This window comes from Flavobacterium tistrianum (genome assembly GCF_003254545.1).
GTDB classification, from domain to species: Bacteria; Bacteroidota; Bacteroidia; order Flavobacteriales; family Flavobacteriaceae; genus Flavobacterium; species Flavobacterium tistrianum.
Genome location: NZ_QJRH01000068.1, coordinates 272,936 through 291,254 on the forward strand (window position 1 = coordinate 272,936; position 18,319 = coordinate 291,254).

General features: G+C 35.4%; 16 protein-coding genes and 1 riboswitch. Of the genes, 3 read left to right on the top strand and 13 right to left on the bottom strand.

The window, feature by feature from the left end:
- Window positions 1-249: 249 nt before the first annotated feature.
- From DMB71_RS11760 to DMB71_RS11790, 7 genes are all read right to left on the bottom strand, one after another.
- Complete coding sequence (locus DMB71_RS11760; RefSeq protein ID WP_111366290.1) at window positions 250-1,341, bottom strand: AI-2E family transporter; 1,092 nt, start codon at window positions 1,339-1,341, stop codon at window positions 250-252.
- Between the two features lie 104 nt (window positions 1,342-1,445).
- Window positions 1,446-2,171 (bottom strand): ion channel, encoded by a 726-nt coding sequence (locus DMB71_RS11765; RefSeq protein ID WP_111366291.1) that lies wholly within the window; start codon window positions 2,169-2,171, stop codon window positions 1,446-1,448.
- A gap of 81 nt (window positions 2,172-2,252) precedes the next feature.
- Complete coding sequence (locus DMB71_RS11770) at window positions 2,253-3,821, bottom strand: efflux MFS transporter permease (RefSeq protein ID WP_111366293.1); 1,569 nt, start codon at window positions 3,819-3,821, stop codon at window positions 2,253-2,255.
- Window positions 3,822-3,824: 3 nt separating this feature from the next.
- Window positions 3,825-4,889, bottom strand: coding sequence for an HlyD family secretion protein (locus DMB71_RS11775; RefSeq protein ID WP_111366294.1), 1,065 nt, complete (start codon window positions 4,887-4,889; stop codon window positions 3,825-3,827).
- 11 nt (window positions 4,890-4,900) lie between these two features.
- Window positions 4,901-6,205 (bottom strand): TolC family protein, encoded by a 1,305-nt coding sequence (locus DMB71_RS11780; RefSeq protein WP_162614818.1) that lies wholly within the window; start codon window positions 6,203-6,205, stop codon window positions 4,901-4,903.
- Window positions 6,206-6,569: 364 nt separating this feature from the next.
- Window positions 6,570-7,046 (bottom strand): cupin domain-containing protein, encoded by a 477-nt coding sequence (locus tag DMB71_RS11785; RefSeq protein ID WP_111366297.1) that lies wholly within the window; start codon window positions 7,044-7,046, stop codon window positions 6,570-6,572.
- Window positions 7,043-8,041, bottom strand: a complete 999-nt coding sequence (locus DMB71_RS11790) for an NADP-dependent oxidoreductase (protein ID WP_111366299.1) — start codon at window positions 8,039-8,041, stop codon at window positions 7,043-7,045. Before DMB71_RS11790 ends, DMB71_RS11785 begins: the two co-directional genes overlap by 4 nt.
- A gap of 92 nt (window positions 8,042-8,133) precedes the next feature.
- Between DMB71_RS11790 and DMB71_RS11795 the strand changes: the two genes are divergently transcribed.
- Window positions 8,134-8,511, top strand: coding sequence for a winged helix-turn-helix transcriptional regulator (locus DMB71_RS11795; protein ID WP_111366301.1), 378 nt, complete (start codon window positions 8,134-8,136; stop codon window positions 8,509-8,511).
- A 53-nt stretch (window positions 8,512-8,564) separates the two neighbouring features.
- Here DMB71_RS11795 and DMB71_RS11800 read toward each other — a convergent pair whose 3' ends face one another.
- The 6 genes from DMB71_RS11800 to DMB71_RS11825 form a co-directional block, all read right to left on the bottom strand.
- The gene (locus DMB71_RS11800; protein WP_111366302.1) at window positions 8,565-10,037 is read right to left on the bottom strand and encodes an aminotransferase class V-fold PLP-dependent enzyme; all 1,473 of its coding nucleotides are present in this window, start codon (window positions 10,035-10,037) and stop codon (window positions 8,565-8,567) included.
- Between the two features lie 172 nt (window positions 10,038-10,209).
- Window positions 10,210-11,199: a TlpA disulfide reductase family protein gene (locus DMB71_RS11805; RefSeq protein ID WP_111366304.1), complete on the bottom strand. Its 990-nt coding sequence runs from the start codon at window positions 11,197-11,199 to the stop codon at window positions 10,210-10,212.
- Between the two features lie 242 nt (window positions 11,200-11,441).
- Window positions 11,442-11,542, bottom strand: a riboswitch (SAM riboswitch).
- Between the two features lie 219 nt (window positions 11,543-11,761).
- Window positions 11,762-12,214 carry a response regulator gene (locus DMB71_RS11810; RefSeq protein ID WP_239452961.1) on the bottom strand — a complete coding sequence of 151 codons (453 nt, stop codon included), beginning with the start codon at window positions 12,212-12,214 and terminating at the stop codon, window positions 11,762-11,764.
- The gene (locus tag DMB71_RS11815) at window positions 12,214-14,886 is read right to left on the bottom strand and encodes a PAS domain-containing sensor histidine kinase (protein ID WP_111366305.1); all 2,673 of its coding nucleotides are present in this window, start codon (window positions 14,884-14,886) and stop codon (window positions 12,214-12,216) included. The genes DMB71_RS11810 and DMB71_RS11815 overlap by 1 nt, the downstream gene beginning before the upstream one ends.
- Before the next feature lie 223 nt (window positions 14,887-15,109).
- Window positions 15,110-15,313, bottom strand: coding sequence for a hypothetical protein (locus tag DMB71_RS11820; RefSeq protein ID WP_111366307.1), 204 nt, complete (start codon window positions 15,311-15,313; stop codon window positions 15,110-15,112).
- Window positions 15,314-15,417: 104 nt separating this feature from the next.
- Window positions 15,418-15,729 carry a hypothetical protein gene (locus DMB71_RS11825; RefSeq protein ID WP_162614819.1) on the bottom strand — a complete coding sequence of 104 codons (312 nt, stop codon included), beginning with the start codon at window positions 15,727-15,729 and terminating at the stop codon, window positions 15,418-15,420.
- A gap of 192 nt (window positions 15,730-15,921) precedes the next feature.
- Between DMB71_RS11825 and DMB71_RS11830 the strand changes: the two genes are divergently transcribed.
- Together DMB71_RS11830 and DMB71_RS11835 are read left to right on the top strand one after the other, a co-directional pair.
- Entirely contained in the window at window positions 15,922-17,502 is a 1,581-nt protein-coding gene (locus tag DMB71_RS11830) for an FAD-dependent oxidoreductase (protein ID WP_111366310.1), read from the top strand.
- Between the two features lie 13 nt (window positions 17,503-17,515).
- Window positions 17,516-18,274, top strand: a complete 759-nt coding sequence (locus DMB71_RS11835) for an SDR family oxidoreductase (RefSeq protein ID WP_111366312.1) — start codon at window positions 17,516-17,518, stop codon at window positions 18,272-18,274.
- The last annotated feature ends 45 nt before the right edge of the window (window positions 18,275-18,319 follow it).

Here is an 18,319-nt window from a genome sequence, read left to right on the forward strand (position 1 = left end):
GTGAATTGTTAATTCAAGTGTAAAACTTTATAAATAATCAATTGCCTCTATCTTTGGGGAGATACACAAAATTTGCACAAAATTCGATTGTAATTTGGCTAAAGCCTTCTCTATCGGCAATTCTGAAATCCCCTAGTTAAAACTAGGGGCTATGCAAAAACATATCAACGATTGACAATTCGTAGCTAACCATCAACAATTAACCATTAACCATCAACAATCAACCATCAACCATCAACCATCAACAATTTAAACAATCTCGATATCGTCCGCTGGTTCTGCAACAGGTACCGGGTTGTCATCAAGCCATGCCACAAACAATTTATATCCTATTGAAAATACAATTGGTCCGACAAACAATCCTATAAAACCCGACATAATGAAACCACCAATTACACCCAGAAAAATTACAAGCATCGGCACAAGCGCACCTTTTCCTAATAAGAGCGGTTTTAAAACATTATCTGACAATCCGCTGATGATAAAAAATATCGTCCAAAAAACGGCATGACCAGAATCTCCTGTTGAGAAAAGATAAATAATAACTCCAATATTAATTATAATTGGTCCAATTTGTAAAATAGAAAATATGAGACAAATCAACGTCAAGATTCCCGCATACGGAATATCGGCCCAAAACAATCCGATGGCTTGAATAATAGTCTGAATAACAGCAACGCCCAAAATCCCTTTCACCACTTGATAAATAGTTGAAACCGAAATCGTCATAATTTCCTCGGCTTCACTTCCAGCAATTTTCTTAAGGAATTTCATGAAGAAAGCTTTACCGCCTGGCGATACTAATAAAACACCAGCAATAATAACCGATAAAATAAACTGAAGAAATGCAGCACCAGAACTCAAAATACTTGCCATGATTTTAGACGACAATTCTTTTATCTGATCTTGATACTTAACAACACCTTGTTCTAAATCTGTTGACATGGAAAGTAAAAACTCGTAAAGAGGCTTCCCAATTATAGGCCATTCTTTTATAGAAGCCCCTGGCGGACTAATTTTTAGTGTTCCCGCTTCAAAACTATCTTTTAGTTCTAAAAAATTTCCTGTTGCTGCTTTCAGAAAATAAATAAGAGGCAGCACCATAATGGCAATAATCAAAATAGTAATGACAACCGATGCCAATGCTTTTCGTCCTTTTAATATTTTCTGCAATGAATTAAACAATGGATAAAATACGACAGACAATATTACTGCCCAAAGAATAGGCATAAAAAAAGGCAACAGCAGTTTGAGACAAAACCCAACAAGGAGAAATATGAAAAATAACTGCAAAATTGTATCAAAGAGTTCTTTCTTTTTATTCGAATAAGTTGTTTTCATGGTTATTGTTTTTAATGGTGAATGGTAATTATGAGTTGTGAATTGTTAATGGTAAATGAATTCTCTTTATAAATCTCTTTTCTAACTTCTTTATACTTTATACGCTAATCTTGGTTCTTGCCTCTTGATTCTTCTTTACTCCCAGTCTTATTAATAGAAAAATTAGCATCTGAAACCAGTCTTCCAATTAAGATTATGGGATATAGAACTCCTGTAAGCACCTCAATCTGAACCAGAGAACGAGCCAAAGGATGAAGAGGCGCTATTTCGCCAAAACCTGTTGATGTGATACATATATAGCTGAAATACATAAAACTAGCCAAATCGCTATTGCTTGTAAATTTGGATTCGGTTATTTGAAAAGAACCTTCAATATGCTGAAAAAGAAACAAATAAAGTGTAGACCAAAAGTGAACTAACAGCATATACACGACAATCGAGCCCACAATTCGATAAGTCGTTACAGGACCAGGCTCTAAAACTTTTATTAAAACCAAAGTAATTAGAAGCAGCATAATGGCAACCGAGAGAATTAGATCGGCAAATAAGATGAAAATATTATGTTCAAAAAAATTAATCCACTGTATGATTATAAATAAGATAGGGATTATTGAAATAAGAACAGCCTGTTTCTTATGTTTTGACAATGCTACAATTCCAGCAAAAAGAAACAGCATCCAAAATATATTAACAGCCACCATAAAGCGAGTGTAACTGCCAAAAAACGGAATGGCAATAAAGTGCATAATAAACAGAAGTATCAGCATACCGCTAAGTCCTTTCTCTTGAGTCCAAATGCGATATAAAAAACGGTCTTTTTGTGCTATCATAATATAAATCAATGGTTAATATTTCTTTCTTCTCCAGTCTCTACTCTTGCTTCTTTCATCTTTCCTTTTTCCTCTCCACTCTCAAATCGGTATCGGCTCCACTTCTACTCTTCCTATTGGTCTACGCCAAAGTTTGAAAAGCAGAATAATGAAAATCGGCAGAAAACAAACAGCCGACATGACGAGATAAATATCTTTGTAAGCCAATAATATAGAAGCTTGCGAAGTCTGATTAGAAAGACTTTTTTCTGCTTTTTTCTGCGCTTCGGCATCTGATAATCCCATATATAAAAATTGCCTTTTCGAATTTTCCAGCTGATTTTCGGCTTGTTTGTTTATCGGACTCAACTGTTGGCTTAGACCTGTTTTATGCTGTACATTCATATTCGAAATAAAAGTTCCTAAAACAGCACCTCCTAATAAAGAAGCAAAAACAGCCTGAGCAATAATTCCAGTCATCATGCGCGATGTGCTCAAAAACGGAGGAATTCCCTCAGAAATGTAAAGCAACGAAACAGGAAAAAGAAACCCCATTCCTAAACCTTTAAAAATCAAAGGCAGATAAAAATCAGATGCATCGATTCCTGGATAGAATCTGAAAAACAGTATAATATGGTACATTCCGTAACAAGCAAAACCAATTACCCAAATCGTAGCCAGATAAATGCGTTTGTATAAAAGATAAGTCGAAAGCGGAATCGAGATACACAATCCAATCAGCAATGAAAGATGTGTGACAGCTCCCAAAACAGGGTCAAAACCTAAAATATTAGTCATATAGCCTGTTACAACACTTCCTGTTCCATTCATTATTCCGATATAAAACATCAAAAATGCACCGGGAATAACATTTTTAAATTTGTAAACATCTGGATTTATTAATGGTTCTGCTGTAAAACGAACATGAAGCAGATAGATTCCTGCCACAATAAATAAAACTGCAAAAGCCAGCGTTATTTTAGGATCACTAAACCAATTTCTGGTCTGTCCTTCGGCACATAAAAAGAGAATTATCGTAAAAAATAAAATCAAGATAATCCAGCCTCGCCAATCAAATTGAAATTTGGTTTTTAGAGGCGCAACATCGGCTTTATAAAAATACCAAGCCAAAAGAATACAGATTAAAAAGTTGACATTCAGGAAATAAATTCCAAAAGTCCAATTATGAAAACTCACAAAATGCGCTCCTAAATATTGATACAAATGCTGGCTTCCTTTTTGAATAAACTGAAAAATGCCATACATCAAAGCCATATTTAGTGCAGGATTATACTTTAATAAAATAGGCACCATCGAAGCAAATATTCCGATAATGGAAACCATTGCCAAAAGCGAACGGCATAAAACAAACCAAGCAATAGTAGGCGCAAACAAGGAAGCGGTATTAAACAACAGAGACAAAAACGAAACCGATAAAATCATGGTACGAACCTTAATTTGTTTCCCTAATTTTAATCCTAAAGGCAAAAAAGCCAACATTGCAAAAATGGGAATGTAAACTGCATAACTAAAAGCAGTTGTAGAAGGTCCAAAATGTCCTAATATCTGCGAGTTGTCATAAGTCGTAACATTGAGTCCGTTAAAAAAAGGAATCGTCAGGATATACAATCCTGTCAGTGTAAAAACGCTTCCTTTTTTTCCTGCAAACATCTCTTATTTTTTTACATCAACTGTTACATTCATTCCGGGTCTTACTTCCTGAAGCTCTTTCGCTGGAGTTTCAAATTCAATTTTAACTGGTATTCGTTGTGTGATTTTTACAAAATTTCCGGTTGAATTATCGGGTTCTACCATTGAAAATTTAGCTCCCGTAGCTGGAGAAAAACCGACTACTTTCCCTTTAAATTCTTTTCCGTCCAAGGCATCAATAGTAATAGTCACTTCTTGTCCTTGTTTTATTTTCTCGATTTGAGTTTCTTTAAAATTCGCCGAAATCCATAATTTTTCAGTCAGCACAATTGTTGCAATGGTTTGATTGGCATTGATCAATTCTCCAATAGACAAATTTCGTTCGCCAACAAAACCGTCTGCTGGAGCCATAATAGCCGTATAAGACAACTGCAATTTTGCCGCATCCAGATCTGCTTTTTTTCTCGCAACTGTGGCTGTTGCCGCTTCTAGGTTAATTGAACTTTGTTTGGTAATCGAACTGCTGGCTTCGAGACCTTTTCTGCCAGCCTTCACATAAGCTTCTTCCGATTTTAGTTTAGAAATAACTTGATCGTACTGATTTCGTGTTACAGCCGAATCGGCATACATATTTTTGAAACGCTGATAATCTTTTTGCGCTTTTTCTAAACTCGCCAAATCACCCGCCAGCTTTTCTTTTCCCGAAGCCTGATTAGAAACCGAAGTGGTTATATTTTGCTGCAGCGAATGCAGATTTCCTTCGGCTATAGCCAAATCTGCTTCTGCTTGTTTGACTTTAATGATATATTCTTCGTCATCTAAAACCACCAACGTATCTCCTTTTTTTACCTGCTGATTGGACTCAAATCGTATTTCTTTTATATGGCCAGTCGCTCTTGCCACAACATTATTGATATAAGCTTCAACTTGGGCATTATTTGTAGTTTCATACGAGCTGAAATCAAAGAATAAACTTAAAATCCACAATCCTCCTGCAATTAAAAAAACAAAAGACAATACCGTGAGAATTGTGTTTCTCTTTTTTTCATTTTTCTGAACTGCTCCATTTTGTGTTTCTGCTTCGCTCATAACAAGAAATTTTAAAGTTTGCCCATTGCATATTGAAGTGAGTAATATTGAATGATTAAATCTAAATTGGCGTTTACAAGTGAAATTCGAGAATTGTTTAACTGTAATTCTGCATCTACAATTTCGCTGATTAAAGCAAAATCATTATCATATCGGCTTTTTACAATTTTATAGTTGCTCATTGATAGCTCGACATCTTTTTTGTAGGTTTTGATATTTTCTTTGCTTTCTGCATATCTAACAAATGCATTTTTTACTTCTGTAGTAATCTGATCTTTGGTCACTTGTAGAGCGATATTGCTTTTATCAATTTCCAATTTATCACCGCTTATGCGATGTTTCAAATTATAAAAACTCGAAATATCCCAGTTTAAAGAAAGTCCTGCCGCCCAATAATTGAGAATGTTTACATAATTGGGCCATTGTGCTGGATATTCTGTATTCAGAATAAGGTTTGCATTTAAGTTGGGTTTAAATCCGCTTTTGGTCAAACTCAGCGAGGATTCCGATAACTTGATTCGTATTCCTGCCCGCTTTATTTCTTCTCTGTTTTGAAAAGCCTCTTCCAAACTTTCTTGCAGGTTCATATTTTCTGTCGGAATCATACTTTCTGTCACTACAGGTTTCAGAATTGTATTGGTTGGAAAACCGATTAAAATGTCCAAATAATTGCTGATGAGCTGAATAGTATTGGTACTTCTAAAAACCGAAACTTTAAAATTAGATTGCTGCAATTCGGTTCGCAAAAGATCACTTGTCAGATTCTGCCCATTTTTCACACGCGATTTCAGCTGATTTATTCGGATATCGGTATTGATAATATTCTGTTTCGTAACCTCAATTTGGCGGTATAATTTCTCAAGCGTAAAATATTGTTCTGTAATGGCATTCTTGACGTCGGCTTCAGTCATTTTTACCGCAGATTCCTGCATCTCACTAATTAATTCCTGCTGATTAATTCTAGTATTAATGGCATTCCCGGCATAAATTGGAAGTGAAGAAATAATAGTAGCAAAAGCTTGATGATCGTAGTAATCTACCGTAACATTTCTGGCATAAAATCCTTCATAAAGTTTAGGATCACCAATATAATTGTATCCGCCATTTAAACTTATTCTTGGCGCTTTTGCAATTTTTGCCTGACTGACATTTTCGTTCGCAATAGCCAAATCAGCATTTGCCAGTTTTAATTGCCGGTTATTTTTAATGCCTAATAAAATTGCTTCATCGAGTCTTATTTTTTTTGCAGATGCAAGACTGCTGGTATCCTGCTGCGCAAAATTAAAGTTACAGCAGCACAATAAGACAAGAGTCAAATGTTTTAAATTTAAAACTCTAAATTGCCAATAACACATCCGATTATATTGATTTAATTTTTCATTTTTGGGAATCTGTAATCAATATTCTTCAACAAGCCTTTTGGTAAAACTTGAAATCTTTCTTAAAAAAAGTCACGGCGTAAAATCTGAAATTGTTTTTTGCAATAATTATTCTGACAATAAATTTAAACAATTATTATTCAACACTTTATAGTACAAATACTCAAATTTGTTTCATTTTATAAATTGGAACAATTTTGAATGGTTTAGCACTTATTTTAAACCAAAAAAAATTGCAACAATCAGATGGATCATTGCAATTTTAGAAAGAAATCAAAATATAATTATCGGCGTATAAGCATTATTTTTCTGTTTTCGCTGCGTCAAGTAAAACCGCCAATTGAATACATGGCGAATCCGATCGATTGCTCCACGCATGATTGGTTCCTCGCTGAATGACAATATCTCCAGCTTGCAGTAAAGTTTCTTCTTCGTCAACAATCAGGTAAATTTCGCCCGAAATAATGATAATGTAATCTAAAGTATCGGTCTGATGCATCAACGGATGCGGTTCTCCTTCTAAAGCTATCACTCCCAAATCTTTGTCGGGCGGAATCTGGACATAACGAAAATAACTTCCGTTTTTGGGCGTATTTGGAAAAGCGGTATTTTCTATAATTTTTTCTTCAAATTTTGCTGGAGTCGAATCTGTCGACCAAATATCAGATATAATTAATCCTGGAAAATGCTCCGATACATTCGTTACAATTTCATCTTGTTCTATAATTGATTTTCCGTTTCGTAAACCTGTTACAATTCTTCTGGGTATTGTTCTCATTCTTTATGGGTCTGCATGATTAGTTTTCTGCCATTCGTTTTATTTTCTCTAAGGATTGCAAGTGCTGTATCAACTGTTTCTTTATTCAATCCTCCAATTACATTGATATTTGGCGGACTGATTATTTCGTTTTCTATCAAATGGCTTAATTCTTTCAATCCGTGTTTATAATAATCATACTGCTTTTCAATACCATACGCATAATTTGAAATGTTATGAATTGTGGCTCCTTTTGAAAAAAGTATGTTTCTGGATTCTGGAGTAGAAAAATTCGTGACATCAATATACTTTCCGTTTATTTTCAAAAGTTTTGCTGCAATTTCAGCAACTTGATTTCCGACAAAATCTACTGCGATATCAAATTTTTGATTTTCATTTAAAGAAAGAGCGGCTTTGTAAATTTCTTCTTTTTTATAATTGATAATCTGTTCTGGTCTTACGCCAAGATTTATCAAAGAGGCAATACTTTCTTCGTTTCCAGCTGTAACCACAAAATTGGTAAAATCTTTAGCGATAAGCAGTTTAATAAAAATGCTTCCCACTCCGCCAGCAGCTCCCGTAATCAATATTGAATCCGTCAAGGAAGCATTCATTCGGTTAAAAGACTGTAAAGCCGTAAGTCCAGCTGATGGAATTCCCGCTGCTTGTTCAAAAGAAATATTTTGAGGTTTCTTTACTGCAATTCCTTCTGGAACGCAAATATATTCTGCATAAGTGCCATTAGATCCCATACTTCCTGATCCGCAGAAAACAGCATCGCCAATTTTAAATTGGGTTACCTCTGCTCCAATTGCTGTTATGATTCCCGAAAATTCGCGTCCTAAAATTGGCGAATGGATCAGCTTTCTTTCAGAGCCGTTTTCGGTCATTTGATAATCAATCGGATTAAATCCTGAAGCCATAATCTTTACCTGAATCTGATGCGATTCTGGCTGTGGAATTTCTACTGTTTCCAGTCTAAATTCACGGTTTTCCTGTAATACAATTGCTTTCATTTTTATGATTTTAGTTTACAAAAGTATCGTCGTAAAATTATATTTTTGTTATGGGTTAACCCAAGGTAACCGGTTACCAAAGAGAAACTAGTATGGCAAAAATTAACGATAACGGAGTCCTTCGCGAAGCCAATTGTTCTGAAGAATTGATGGCAATGCGTGACAGTCTTGATGTTTTGGGAGGCAAATGGAAATTGATGATTCTAAGGTTTTTAACCAATAGAACGCATCAGATTATTCATTTTAAAAAAATGCAGCGTGAAATTGATGGTATTTCGGCTAAAATGCTTAGCAAAGAACTTAAAGAACTTGAAACCAATTTACTCATTACGAGAACTGAACAAGATACCAAACCCGCAACTGTCGTTTATGCTATTACCGAATATGGAAAATCAGTTCTTCCCGTTACCGAAACTTTGGTCAACTGGGGATTGGCGCATCGAGAAAAAATTATTGAATCGCTTAAATAATTCTTCTTTTATAAACCTAACAGGTTTTGAAAACCTGTTAGGTTTGCTACTAACTAATCTAACTTAAACCATTCATTTACTTCTCTTGCGATGGTATCTTTAGTTTCGGGATTCTCAAATTCATTTGAAACCGAATTATATACATAATCTTTTTTCCACTTTTTATAATTAGAAGCCACTTTTTCAATCGCATCGCAGATATAAAAAAGTTCTTCATTGGTTGTAATTGGATGCAGTGACAAACGTACCCAACCCGGTTTATTGGTCTGATTTCGCTGCAATAATTCATTTGTAATTTCTGCCGATTTCTTTTCGTTGATATTGAACAGATAATGCGCATAAGTGCTCGCACATGACCATCCGCCACGAACCTGAATTCCGAAACGGTCATTCAGCAATCTAACGATCAGATTATAATGAATATCTTCAATAATAAAAGATACACAACCAATTCGCTCTGATTTTAAATCCCCTAAAATGGATAAACCTTGTATTTTTTGAAGTCTTGAAAAACAAAGATCAAGCAGTTCTTTTTCTCTTTTTTTGATGTTCTCCACTCCCATTTGCTCTTTCAATTCTAGAGCCAATGCCGTTCTAATTACTTGCAGAAAACCAGGAGTTCCGCCATCTTCTTTCACTTCTATGCTATCGCTGTAACAATATTTTCCAAGCGGATTGGTCCATTTTACATTTCCTCCACCTGGATTATCTGGAAAATCAGATTGGTATAATTTTTCATTGAAAACCAGAATACCACAAGTTCCCGGACCTCCTAAAAATTTATGCGGAGAAAAGAAAATCGCATCCAATTGTTCTTCTGGATCATTTGGGTGCATATCAATTTCAACATAAGGCGCCGAAGCAGCAAAATCTACAAAACAGAGTCCGCCGTTTTGATGCATGATTTTGGCCAATTCGTGATAAGGCGTAATAATTCCTGTAACATTTGAACAAGCTGTAAACGAACCTATTTTTAAGCTTCGGTCTGCATATTTTTTAATTGCTGACGAAAGAACTTTTGGATCAACTAAATTATTTTCATCTGGTGGCAGAATAACTACTTCGGCATTTGTTTCATACCACGAAACCTGATTGGAATGATGCTCCATGTGCGTTATAAAAACCACAGGTCTATCTTCTTCAGATTTTGTTCGAAGCGCCATAATACGCTGCAATTTGGACAAAGCTGCCGTCATCCCGCTTCCGGTAGCTACCAAAACATCCGATTCGTTGGCGTTAACCGATTTTTTAATAATATCTCTCGCATGCTGATAAGCATAAGTAGAGGTTTTTCCTGTCTGACTTGAAAGTGAATGCGTATTGGCAATCATTGGACCAATTTTATTGAGCATTATATCTTCAATCGGGGTGTATAATCTTCCGCTGGCAACCCAGTCCGCGTAAACTAGATTCTGTTCTCCGTAAACCGATTCGAAAGTATGATCAATTCCTACTGTATTTTCTCTAAATTTAGAAAAGTAACACTCAGGTTCTGTTGGTTTTGTTGTTGGCTCAATAGCATTCATATCCTTGTCATTTTAAATTAAATTATACTGTTTAAGTAAACTTTACCACAATATTTGTCATTCCGACGAAGGAGGAATCACACACGTAACTCGACAAAGATTTACGACTTTCTGTATAGATCCACTAGTGCGATTTCTCCTTCGTCGAAATGACAAGTTGTGCTTTTCTTTTTTAAATTTTATTCTCCAAAAGTCTTTTCAATGTAGATTGCAATTCTTCTCCATACAGGTTTTTCGCAACGATTACCCCTTTAGGATCCACCAAATAGTTTCCTGGAATGGCTCTTACACCATATAATTTTGCAACAGCGCTGTTCCAGAAAAGCAAATCAGAAACATGTGTCCAGGTTAAATTATCGTCTTTAATTCCTTTAATCCAGTTTTCTTTCTTTTTATCAAGAGAGATTGCCACAATGTTGAATCCTTTGTCGTGAAATTCTTTGTAAGCCGCTACAATATTCGGATTCTCTCTTCGGCAAGGTCCACACCATGAGGCCCAAAAATCAATCAAAGTATAGCCTTTTAAGTTATCATAAAGACGAACTGGCTTTCCTTCCGGATCATTAGCTGTAAAATCTGGGGCTTTTTTACCTACCGATAATCCGTCTAAAACAATAGCCAGTTCTTTTAATTCTTTCACGTAAGTGGTGTTCTGAAGACTTTTATCCAGCAAAGCAATATTTTGTGTAATCTGCTCTGGCGTTAATCTGTAAGACCAGTTTCTGTACAATACATAAGCAGAAACAATAGATTTTGGATTTTCTGTTATGAATTTACTGATTTCAACATCTTTGCTTTTTTTATAGGTTTCAAATAAATCCTGAGAAGCTGAGCCCTCAACCACAGAAGTGGTATAATATTTCTTCGGACTCAGTTTTACTGTAATCGGATTTTTTTCGAGAAAAATATACAATGGCGAACTTTCTGTGTTGACGCTTAATCCGTATAAATCTGGCGTTTTTACTTTTGTTTTAAAACTAAAGTTTCCGTCTTTTACTTTTGCAGAATCAATCGTGGTAAACATTTTATTGTGAAACTTCTGCAAGTAAACATATTGCGCTACGGTATCTGCAATCGTACCTTTTAATTGTAAATTATTTTCTTGCGCTTGAGTTTGAAAAGCTCCTAACAGAAGAGCAAAACCTAGTATTATTTTTTTCATTTTATTTTAAGTATTTAAGATTAGACAAAAGAATTTCAGGCCAATGCCAAAGGGCACTAGCTACTTATTTATTATTTTTTAGGAATCTGGAATAACTAATATTCTCTCATTTCAAAAAAAAGCAAAACTGTTTTCTTCAAAAATGGAATTTAAGAGTTCATAACCTGCGTATAAAATAGATTCTGCTTTCATTTTAATAAAGATTTTATTGGATGATCTTAAACAGATTTATGGAGAAATCTTTCTTATCTGCCCGCATCTAGCGGAAGGATTTAGCACCTTATTCGGCAACAGGTTGCTAAGACTTCAATGGGCCTATTCCCTCAGTCTTTCTGGATAAGTATCATTTATAATTTTTCTGATACAAATATATATTAATTCTACCGAATTAGTCAAGTTTAATTTGTATTATTTTCAAATTAATTACAAAATCGCTTTCCTACAAAGAATCAAAACACTAATAATCAAAACATTAAACCGTAAGCAAATTCTTTTTGAAGATCTTATTTATAAAAGAAATTCATACGTTTTTAAAATCTGAATTGAAAAGTATTTTTAAATTCTAAAGAAAAAGATGCAGGTATTTATTCTTTTCCAGATTTGAAATAGGTTCTTTTAATCCGTTTTCGAGATTTGAAGTAATTAATTCCAATACCTGTTTGAGATCGTTAAAATTATTTGGCTTTACAAAATAACAGAACGCTCCCAGATTGCCGGCAGCTTCCATATCATTTTTATGTGAAGAAGTAGAAATCATTATTACTGGAATATCTTTGTAACGTTCTTCCGATTTTAATTGTTTCAAACATTCCCACCCATTCATAATGGGCATATTTAAATCCAAGAATACAATTCTTGGAATCTCATCTTGATTGTGTAGCATTTTTAACGCTTGATCTCCATTTTCTGCACAATGACAAATAATACTTCCATCTATATCAGCCAGTGCTTCGCAAAACATTTCTGCGTCGTCTCGGTCATCATCGGCTAATAAAATTATTTTATTACTCATCATTAAATGTCTTTTTCTGTTTGTTCAAATGGCAGCATAATTGTAAAAACAGCTCCTTTATCAGCAATTCCAGTTGCGGTGATGCTTCCTCCGTGACGCTCTGCAATTTTTTTACAAAGCGATAATCCTAATCCAGTTCCTTCATAACGGTCTTTAGAATTTAGGCGGGTAAAAGTTTCAAAAATGCGTCCCGTGTGATCGAGGTCAAATCCGATTCCGTTGTCTTCTACCGTAATTACGGCTGTTCTTTTTCCATTCTCAATAAGTTCTTTTGCATTAATGGTAATCTGCGGCGGAACATTTTCTTTAGCAAATTTAATCGAATTGTTTATCAAGTTATAAAATAGCTGATAAAGCAAAACAGAAGCTCCTTCAATAACAGGAAGTCCGTGATAGTATATGTTTCCGTCTGTTCTCTGAAGCGAAATCTCCAAATCGGTTTCTATATTTTTAATGACTTCATTGAGATCAACAATTGTTGCTTTTTGCGAGTCTGCGTTTATTTTAGAATATGCGAGCACACCGTCGATCATAGTAAACATGCGGTCTGCCGCGACATGGATTCTTTCGATATATCTCGTTGCCGATTCGTCTAGCTGACTTTCAAGGTGATCTTCTAGACGGCTTACAAATGTCTTTATTTTTCTGACAGGCTCTTTTAAATCATGCGAGGCAACATGGGCAAACTGCTGTAAATCATCATTAGAACGTTGGAGTTCTTTAGTGCGGTCTGCCACCAAAATTTCCAGTTTTTCGGTAATCGATTTTTGTTCATGAATATCAGTACAAGTTCCAAACCAATTGGTAATGATGCCTTCCTTATCTCTGATAGGAAGTGCTTTACTCAGAAACCAGCGATATTCTCCTGTGCTCGCATTTTTTAAACGAAATTCTTTCTGGTAAGACGAGCCCGCATTAACGCTCTGATACCAAGTTCTTAAAACATCGTAAACATCGTCGGTATGAAGCGCCGGAACCCAGCTGGAATCGCCAAATTCATGTTCGCTAAAACCAGTATATTCGTACCATCTGCTGTTGTAATAATCTATAAATCCGTCAGGGTGTGCAGTCCAGATAATTTGGGGCACCAGATCTGCAAGCTGCCTAAATTTCTCTTCGCTTTCTGCAATAACATTTTGAAGTTCTTTTTGAGAAGTGATATCACTAGCGGCGCCAAACCATTCTACAATTTTTCCTTTTTCATCTAATATCGGAACCACTCTAGAGAAAACCCATCTTACAGAATCATCTTCTTTTATAATCCTGTGCTCCATTTCAAAAATGCTTTTCTCTACTATCGATTTAGAAATCAGATGAACTGCTTGTTCCAAATCGCTGGGATGTACAAATTTATCCAGCCAATTGATGCTATGCCCTCCAGTACCAGAAAGCCTTCCTCCTCCTTCAAGACTTTGCATCACCATCCAGTCAGCATCCATACGGTAAACCAAATCAGACGATGCGTTGACTAAAGCTCGAAAACGGTTTTCGCTTTTTTCCATTTTCTGGCGGGCTTCAACTTGTTCGGTAACATCAACCGCCACCTGTATCATTCCCGTTATCTGATCCTCTTCAATTAATGGTCGATATGTTAAGTTATAATAATAGTTTTTTACTTCTCCAGTTCGATTGTGTGGTACGAGAACCTCGCTTTGGTCAAAAGGAATTCCTTCGTTATAAACCTTTAAAACCTGTTTCCATACATATTGCCCTTCAAGTTCTGGCAATACATCAATTAATCGCATGCCAATAATTTCTTCGCCACGGCCTATCATTTGCAGCATGTGTTTATTTATCTGCTCAATAATTAGATCGTCTCCTTTTAACACCAAAGTTGGAGCCGGCGTCTGATGAATCATTTTACGGAAACGATTTTCGCTTTGTTGCAGTTTTTCTTCGGCCTGTTTACTTTCAGTAATATCTCTTGTTGTTCCAACTACAAGCTCAACCTCTCCTTTTTCGTTAAAGGCTGGAACTAAAATATAATCGTAAATTCTTCTTCCCAGTTCTGCGTGCGGGAAAGAAACAGTTCCTCTCACAGCTCTTTTTTCTGCTGCAACAGTATCGATTTCCTTTTCGTGCATTTCGGCATGCCAATCTTCATAGCCATTTTCAATTAGCCCGCGTCCTATAGCATCCTCTGCCGATTTGCCCCACATGCTCAATAAGGCTTTGTTTGCATAAGTAAACTTATAATCCAGATCAAAAACATACACCAGATCAGGAGTTCCGTTTATTATAGAGTTGTAAAGTCTTTTTTGTTTTTCGGCATCGAGTAATGCATTATTCAGTTCCGTTTCAGCAAGTTTCTTTTTGGTAATGTCTTCCATTGTCACTACCAATAGACCATCCTGCGCGACAACAGTAAACTTCAACCAGTGTTTTCCTCTTTCATCATCATAGCATTGCTCAAAGCTGGATGTAACTTCTTTTTCTGAAGTTTCAATACACTTTTCGAGAATAGCGTTTCCTCCTATTTTAGAAATAATTTTACTGAATCTCTGCCCTTTGTAGTCTTCGTTACTGATCCAGTTTATAAAGTGATCATTAAGCAGCAACACTGAAAAATCATCGATCTTATTTTTAGTATTATACAAAGATTTTAAAACTGCAATACCATTTGGCGCAGCATTAAAAACGGTTCTAAAAAGATCTAAATTATTTATTAACTCCATTATCTTATTGAGTGAAAATAATTTTTAAATGCTGTCTAATTTTATGAAATATACTCGAATTTGTTAAATTCTTTCTCAAATATAAATAAAAACGCATTTACTATAAACATTCTTTAAAATGATTTTTTAACTAAAAAATATAGTTAAAGTCTTTTCTGACATAACATCAAAAAAAGCCGAATCCTGGATTCAGCTTTTTGTTTTACAGATAGAATAAAAACAATTATGGCTTGATAGAATCGGTTTTAACCGTAGAAGTAGTGTCCATATTAATCGTATCTACTTCTGGTCCGACTGTATCTATCGTATTCTGAATAGTATCATTTTCGTATGATTCTATTTTAGTGTTCTCATTCTTTTTGCAAGAAAATACTAATCCTGCTAGCAGAATTAAGAAAGCTGCTTTAGTTATTATTTGCGTTTTCATAATTATATTTTTTAATGAATAGTACCTAATTTAACTTTTATAAAAATAGCAGTTTTTACAAATGTGCTTTTTACACAATTTTAAAAACTTCTTATATAATGCGGTTATTTCTTTCTCTTTTTGATGCTGTCTTTTTTAATTCTCACGCTATCTTTCTGTACACCAGACTCACTCGTGTAAGTTGCTCCGTCTTCTGCACTTGCGCTCGGTCCCGTTCCCGTTCCTGCGGTACTCTGTCTTGAAGCATCTGGACTACCCGAATTATTATTTATGTTAGTTGTGTCTTTTCTTGTAGCGCCAGTATCAAGCGGTGTTGTGCTAGTTTCTATTTCATCGCTATAACCGTCATTATTATTTTTACATGAACTTATCGTTGCTATTAAAATGATAAGAATCAAAACTTTTATTTCCTTCATAATTATACGTTTTACAATTTTAACCAAGAAACTAATATTCAAACATTTATGTTTACAGCATTTGACATAATTTTTACATAAAATCGCACTGGAAATCCTATAAAATTTTATAAACAAAGCTGTAAGCACTCTCTAATTTTTACTTAGTAGTTTTGAAATGAATGGATTACATATCTAAATAAGGATTAAAAAATGGAAAATTCAAATCAAAATATAAATGAAGGCAGCATTACTTCTGGCGATAATGTTTCTTTCTGGATTGATTCTACTGATATAATTGCTTTTGAGAAACCAACTCAGGATATCAAAACTGAAGTTCTAATTATCGGAGGTGGTATTGCCGGACTTACAACTGCTTACAAACTTTTAAAGGCAGGGAAAAAAGTGGTTTTGGCAGAAGACGGTTTTATAGGAAGCGGAGAAACCGGAAGAACTACAGCGCATTTAACTTGTGCCTTAGACGATAGATATTATTATCTTCAGAATACTTTTGGCAAAGAGAACGCTTGGCTCGCCGCCGAAAGCCATTCTGCTGCTATAGACGAAATCGAGAAAATTGTAAATGAATTACAGATTGATTGCGATTTTGAAAGAGTTAATGGCTATTTATTTCTTCATCCTAATGATAAGGAAAAAAATTTGGATAAAGAATTTGAAGCTACTCAAAACGCAAGATTAGAAACTGTTCTTTTAAACCACACGCCTTCTCTAGCCAATTCTCAAAATCAAAGATGTCTGGCATTTAAAAATCAGGCGCAATTTCATATTTTACATTATCTGAAAGGACTTTCTAAAGCCATAATCGAACTTGGCGGCACTATTTATACTGAAGCTCATGCCGAAAATATAACCGAAAAAAGCGCCACCGTAAATGGTTTTGAATTTAGTGCCAAATATATTGTTGTAGCAACTAATACGCCAATTAACGATGTCCTAACAATGCATACCAAACAGCATGCTTACCGAACATATGTTATTGGAGGAAAAATCCCGAAAGGCAGTCTGCCGCATGCTTTATGGTGGGACACTGGTGATCCAGAATCTAAATGGGTCGCACAGCCTTATCATTATGTTCGATTGCAAAATTTTGATGATGAATATGATTTGCTCATTATTGGAGGCGAAGATCATAAAACAGGACAGGCTGATGAAGAGGGAATTTCTGCATTTTCACGTTACGAACTATTAGAAAATTGGGGCAAAAAATATTTTCCGCTATTAGATGAAATCAGCTACAAATGGTCGGGACAGGTTATGGAGCCTTTTGATTCTTTAGGTTTTCTAGGCAGAAATCCAGGCGATCAAAATGTCTTTATCATTACGGGAGATTCTGGAAACGGAATGACGCACGCTACTATTGGCGCCATGATTATTTCTGATATGATTCAGGGAATCGAGAATAAATGGCAAGATTTGTACAGTCCGTCGCGAATTACCTTTAAAGCAATTGGAGATTATATGAAAGAAGCTGGAAATATGGCTTCTCAATATCTTGACTGGATTACCGGATCTGATCTTGATAACACAGCCGATTTAGAACCTGGAGAAGGTGGTATTCTTTCTTTCGGATTACGAAAAGTGGCCGTTTATCGAGATTACGACAAAACGCTTCATGCCTTCTCTGCTGTTTGCCCTCATTTGGGCTGTATTGTGCAATGGAATTCAGACGAAAAATCTTTTGACTGTCCATGCCATGGCTCCAGATTTGCGTCTGACGGAACAGTATTAAATGGTCCTGCGGAAAGCAATTTAAGCAATCTTCATATTAAATAAAAAAACATATCGTATGGAAATCTTATCAAAATACTTTACCGACAATATCTCACAAAAACGAATTGTAATAACAGGCGGCACAACCGGAATTGGGAAAGCAATTGCAGATTTGCTGGTTTCACTCGGCGGACGAGTTTTTATCTTTGGAAGAGATGAAACCGATTTTTATTATGCCATGGATGATATTAAGTGCAAATCATCTAAAGGTGAAATCTTTGGCGAAACGGCAGATATTACTCGCCAAGAAGATATTACCAGAATTTGGGAAAGGATTGATAAAGTTCTTGGCGGAATAGATATTTTAATCAACAACGCTGCTCTGCCTGCCCACGGCATTATTGAAGGCGATTATGAGGATTGGAAGTATGTCCTAGAAACTAATATTTTGGGATACATTGCTTTTGCAAAAGAAGCTGTCAACAGAATGACAGAGCAAAAATGGGGTCATATTGTAAACATTGGTTCTATGAGTGCTGAAGCAAAGGAAAAGACGGGCGTTATTTATGTTGCCACCAAAACTGCCATAAGAGGTTTTAGCACAGCATTACGCAAAGAAATTAATCCGCTGGGAATAAAAGTGTCTCACGTTGAGCCAGGTGCAGTAACGAGCGATATGCAACAAGATCCAAAAGAAGTTCAAAAAGAAAAAATAAAGGAAATGAAAATGTTAGAAGCAGAAGATATTGCGATGAGTGTTTTGTTTTGTTTATCGCAACCTAAACGCTGCGATATTGTTAGTATGCAAGTAAGACCTCATCTTCAGATTATTTAACCTAAAAAATACCCCACTTTTTCATTTTTTTTTACTTGAGAACAC

Bases quoted from the DNA above. Each gene is read 5' to 3' on its own strand.
- DMB71_RS11760 (WP_111366290.1), bottom strand. From the start codon at position 1,341: ATGAAAACAACTTATTCGAATAAAAAGAAAGAACTCTTTGATACAATT.
- DMB71_RS11765 (WP_111366291.1), bottom strand. From the start codon at position 2,171: ATGATAGCACAAAAAGACCGTTTTTTATATCGCATTTGGACTCAAGAG.
- DMB71_RS11770 (WP_111366293.1), bottom strand. From the start codon at position 3,821: ATGTTTGCAGGAAAAAAAGGAAGCGTTTTTACACTGACAGGATTGTAT.
- DMB71_RS11775 (WP_111366294.1), bottom strand. From the start codon at position 4,889: ATGAGCGAAGCAGAAACACAAAATGGAGCAGTTCAGAAAAATGAAAAA.
- DMB71_RS11785 (WP_111366297.1), bottom strand. From the start codon at position 7,046: ATGAGAACAATACCCAGAAGAATTGTAACAGGTTTACGAAACGGAAAA.
- DMB71_RS11790 (WP_111366299.1), bottom strand. From the start codon at position 8,041: ATGAAAGCAATTGTATTACAGGAAAACCGTGAATTTAGACTGGAAACA.
- DMB71_RS11795 (WP_111366301.1), top strand. From the start codon at position 8,134: ATGGCAAAAATTAACGATAACGGAGTCCTTCGCGAAGCCAATTGTTCT.
- DMB71_RS11800 (WP_111366302.1), bottom strand. From the start codon at position 10,037: ATGAATGCTATTGAGCCAACAACAAAACCAACAGAACCTGAGTGTTAC.
- DMB71_RS11805 (WP_111366304.1), bottom strand. From the start codon at position 11,199: ATGAAAAAAATAATACTAGGTTTTGCTCTTCTGTTAGGAGCTTTTCAA.
- DMB71_RS11810 (WP_239452961.1), bottom strand. From the start codon at position 12,214: ATGATGAGTAATAAAATAATTTTATTAGCCGATGATGACCGAGACGAC.
- DMB71_RS11815 (WP_111366305.1), bottom strand. From the start codon at position 14,886: ATGGAGTTAATAAATAATTTAGATCTTTTTAGAACCGTTTTTAATGCT.
- DMB71_RS11820 (WP_111366307.1), bottom strand. From the start codon at position 15,313: ATGAAAACGCAAATAATAACTAAAGCAGCTTTCTTAATTCTGCTAGCA.
- DMB71_RS11825 (WP_162614819.1), bottom strand. From the start codon at position 15,729: ATGAAGGAAATAAAAGTTTTGATTCTTATCATTTTAATAGCAACGATA.
- DMB71_RS11830 (WP_111366310.1), top strand. From the start codon at position 15,922: ATGGAAAATTCAAATCAAAATATAAATGAAGGCAGCATTACTTCTGGC.
- DMB71_RS11835 (WP_111366312.1), top strand. From the start codon at position 17,516: ATGGAAATCTTATCAAAATACTTTACCGACAATATCTCACAAAAACGA.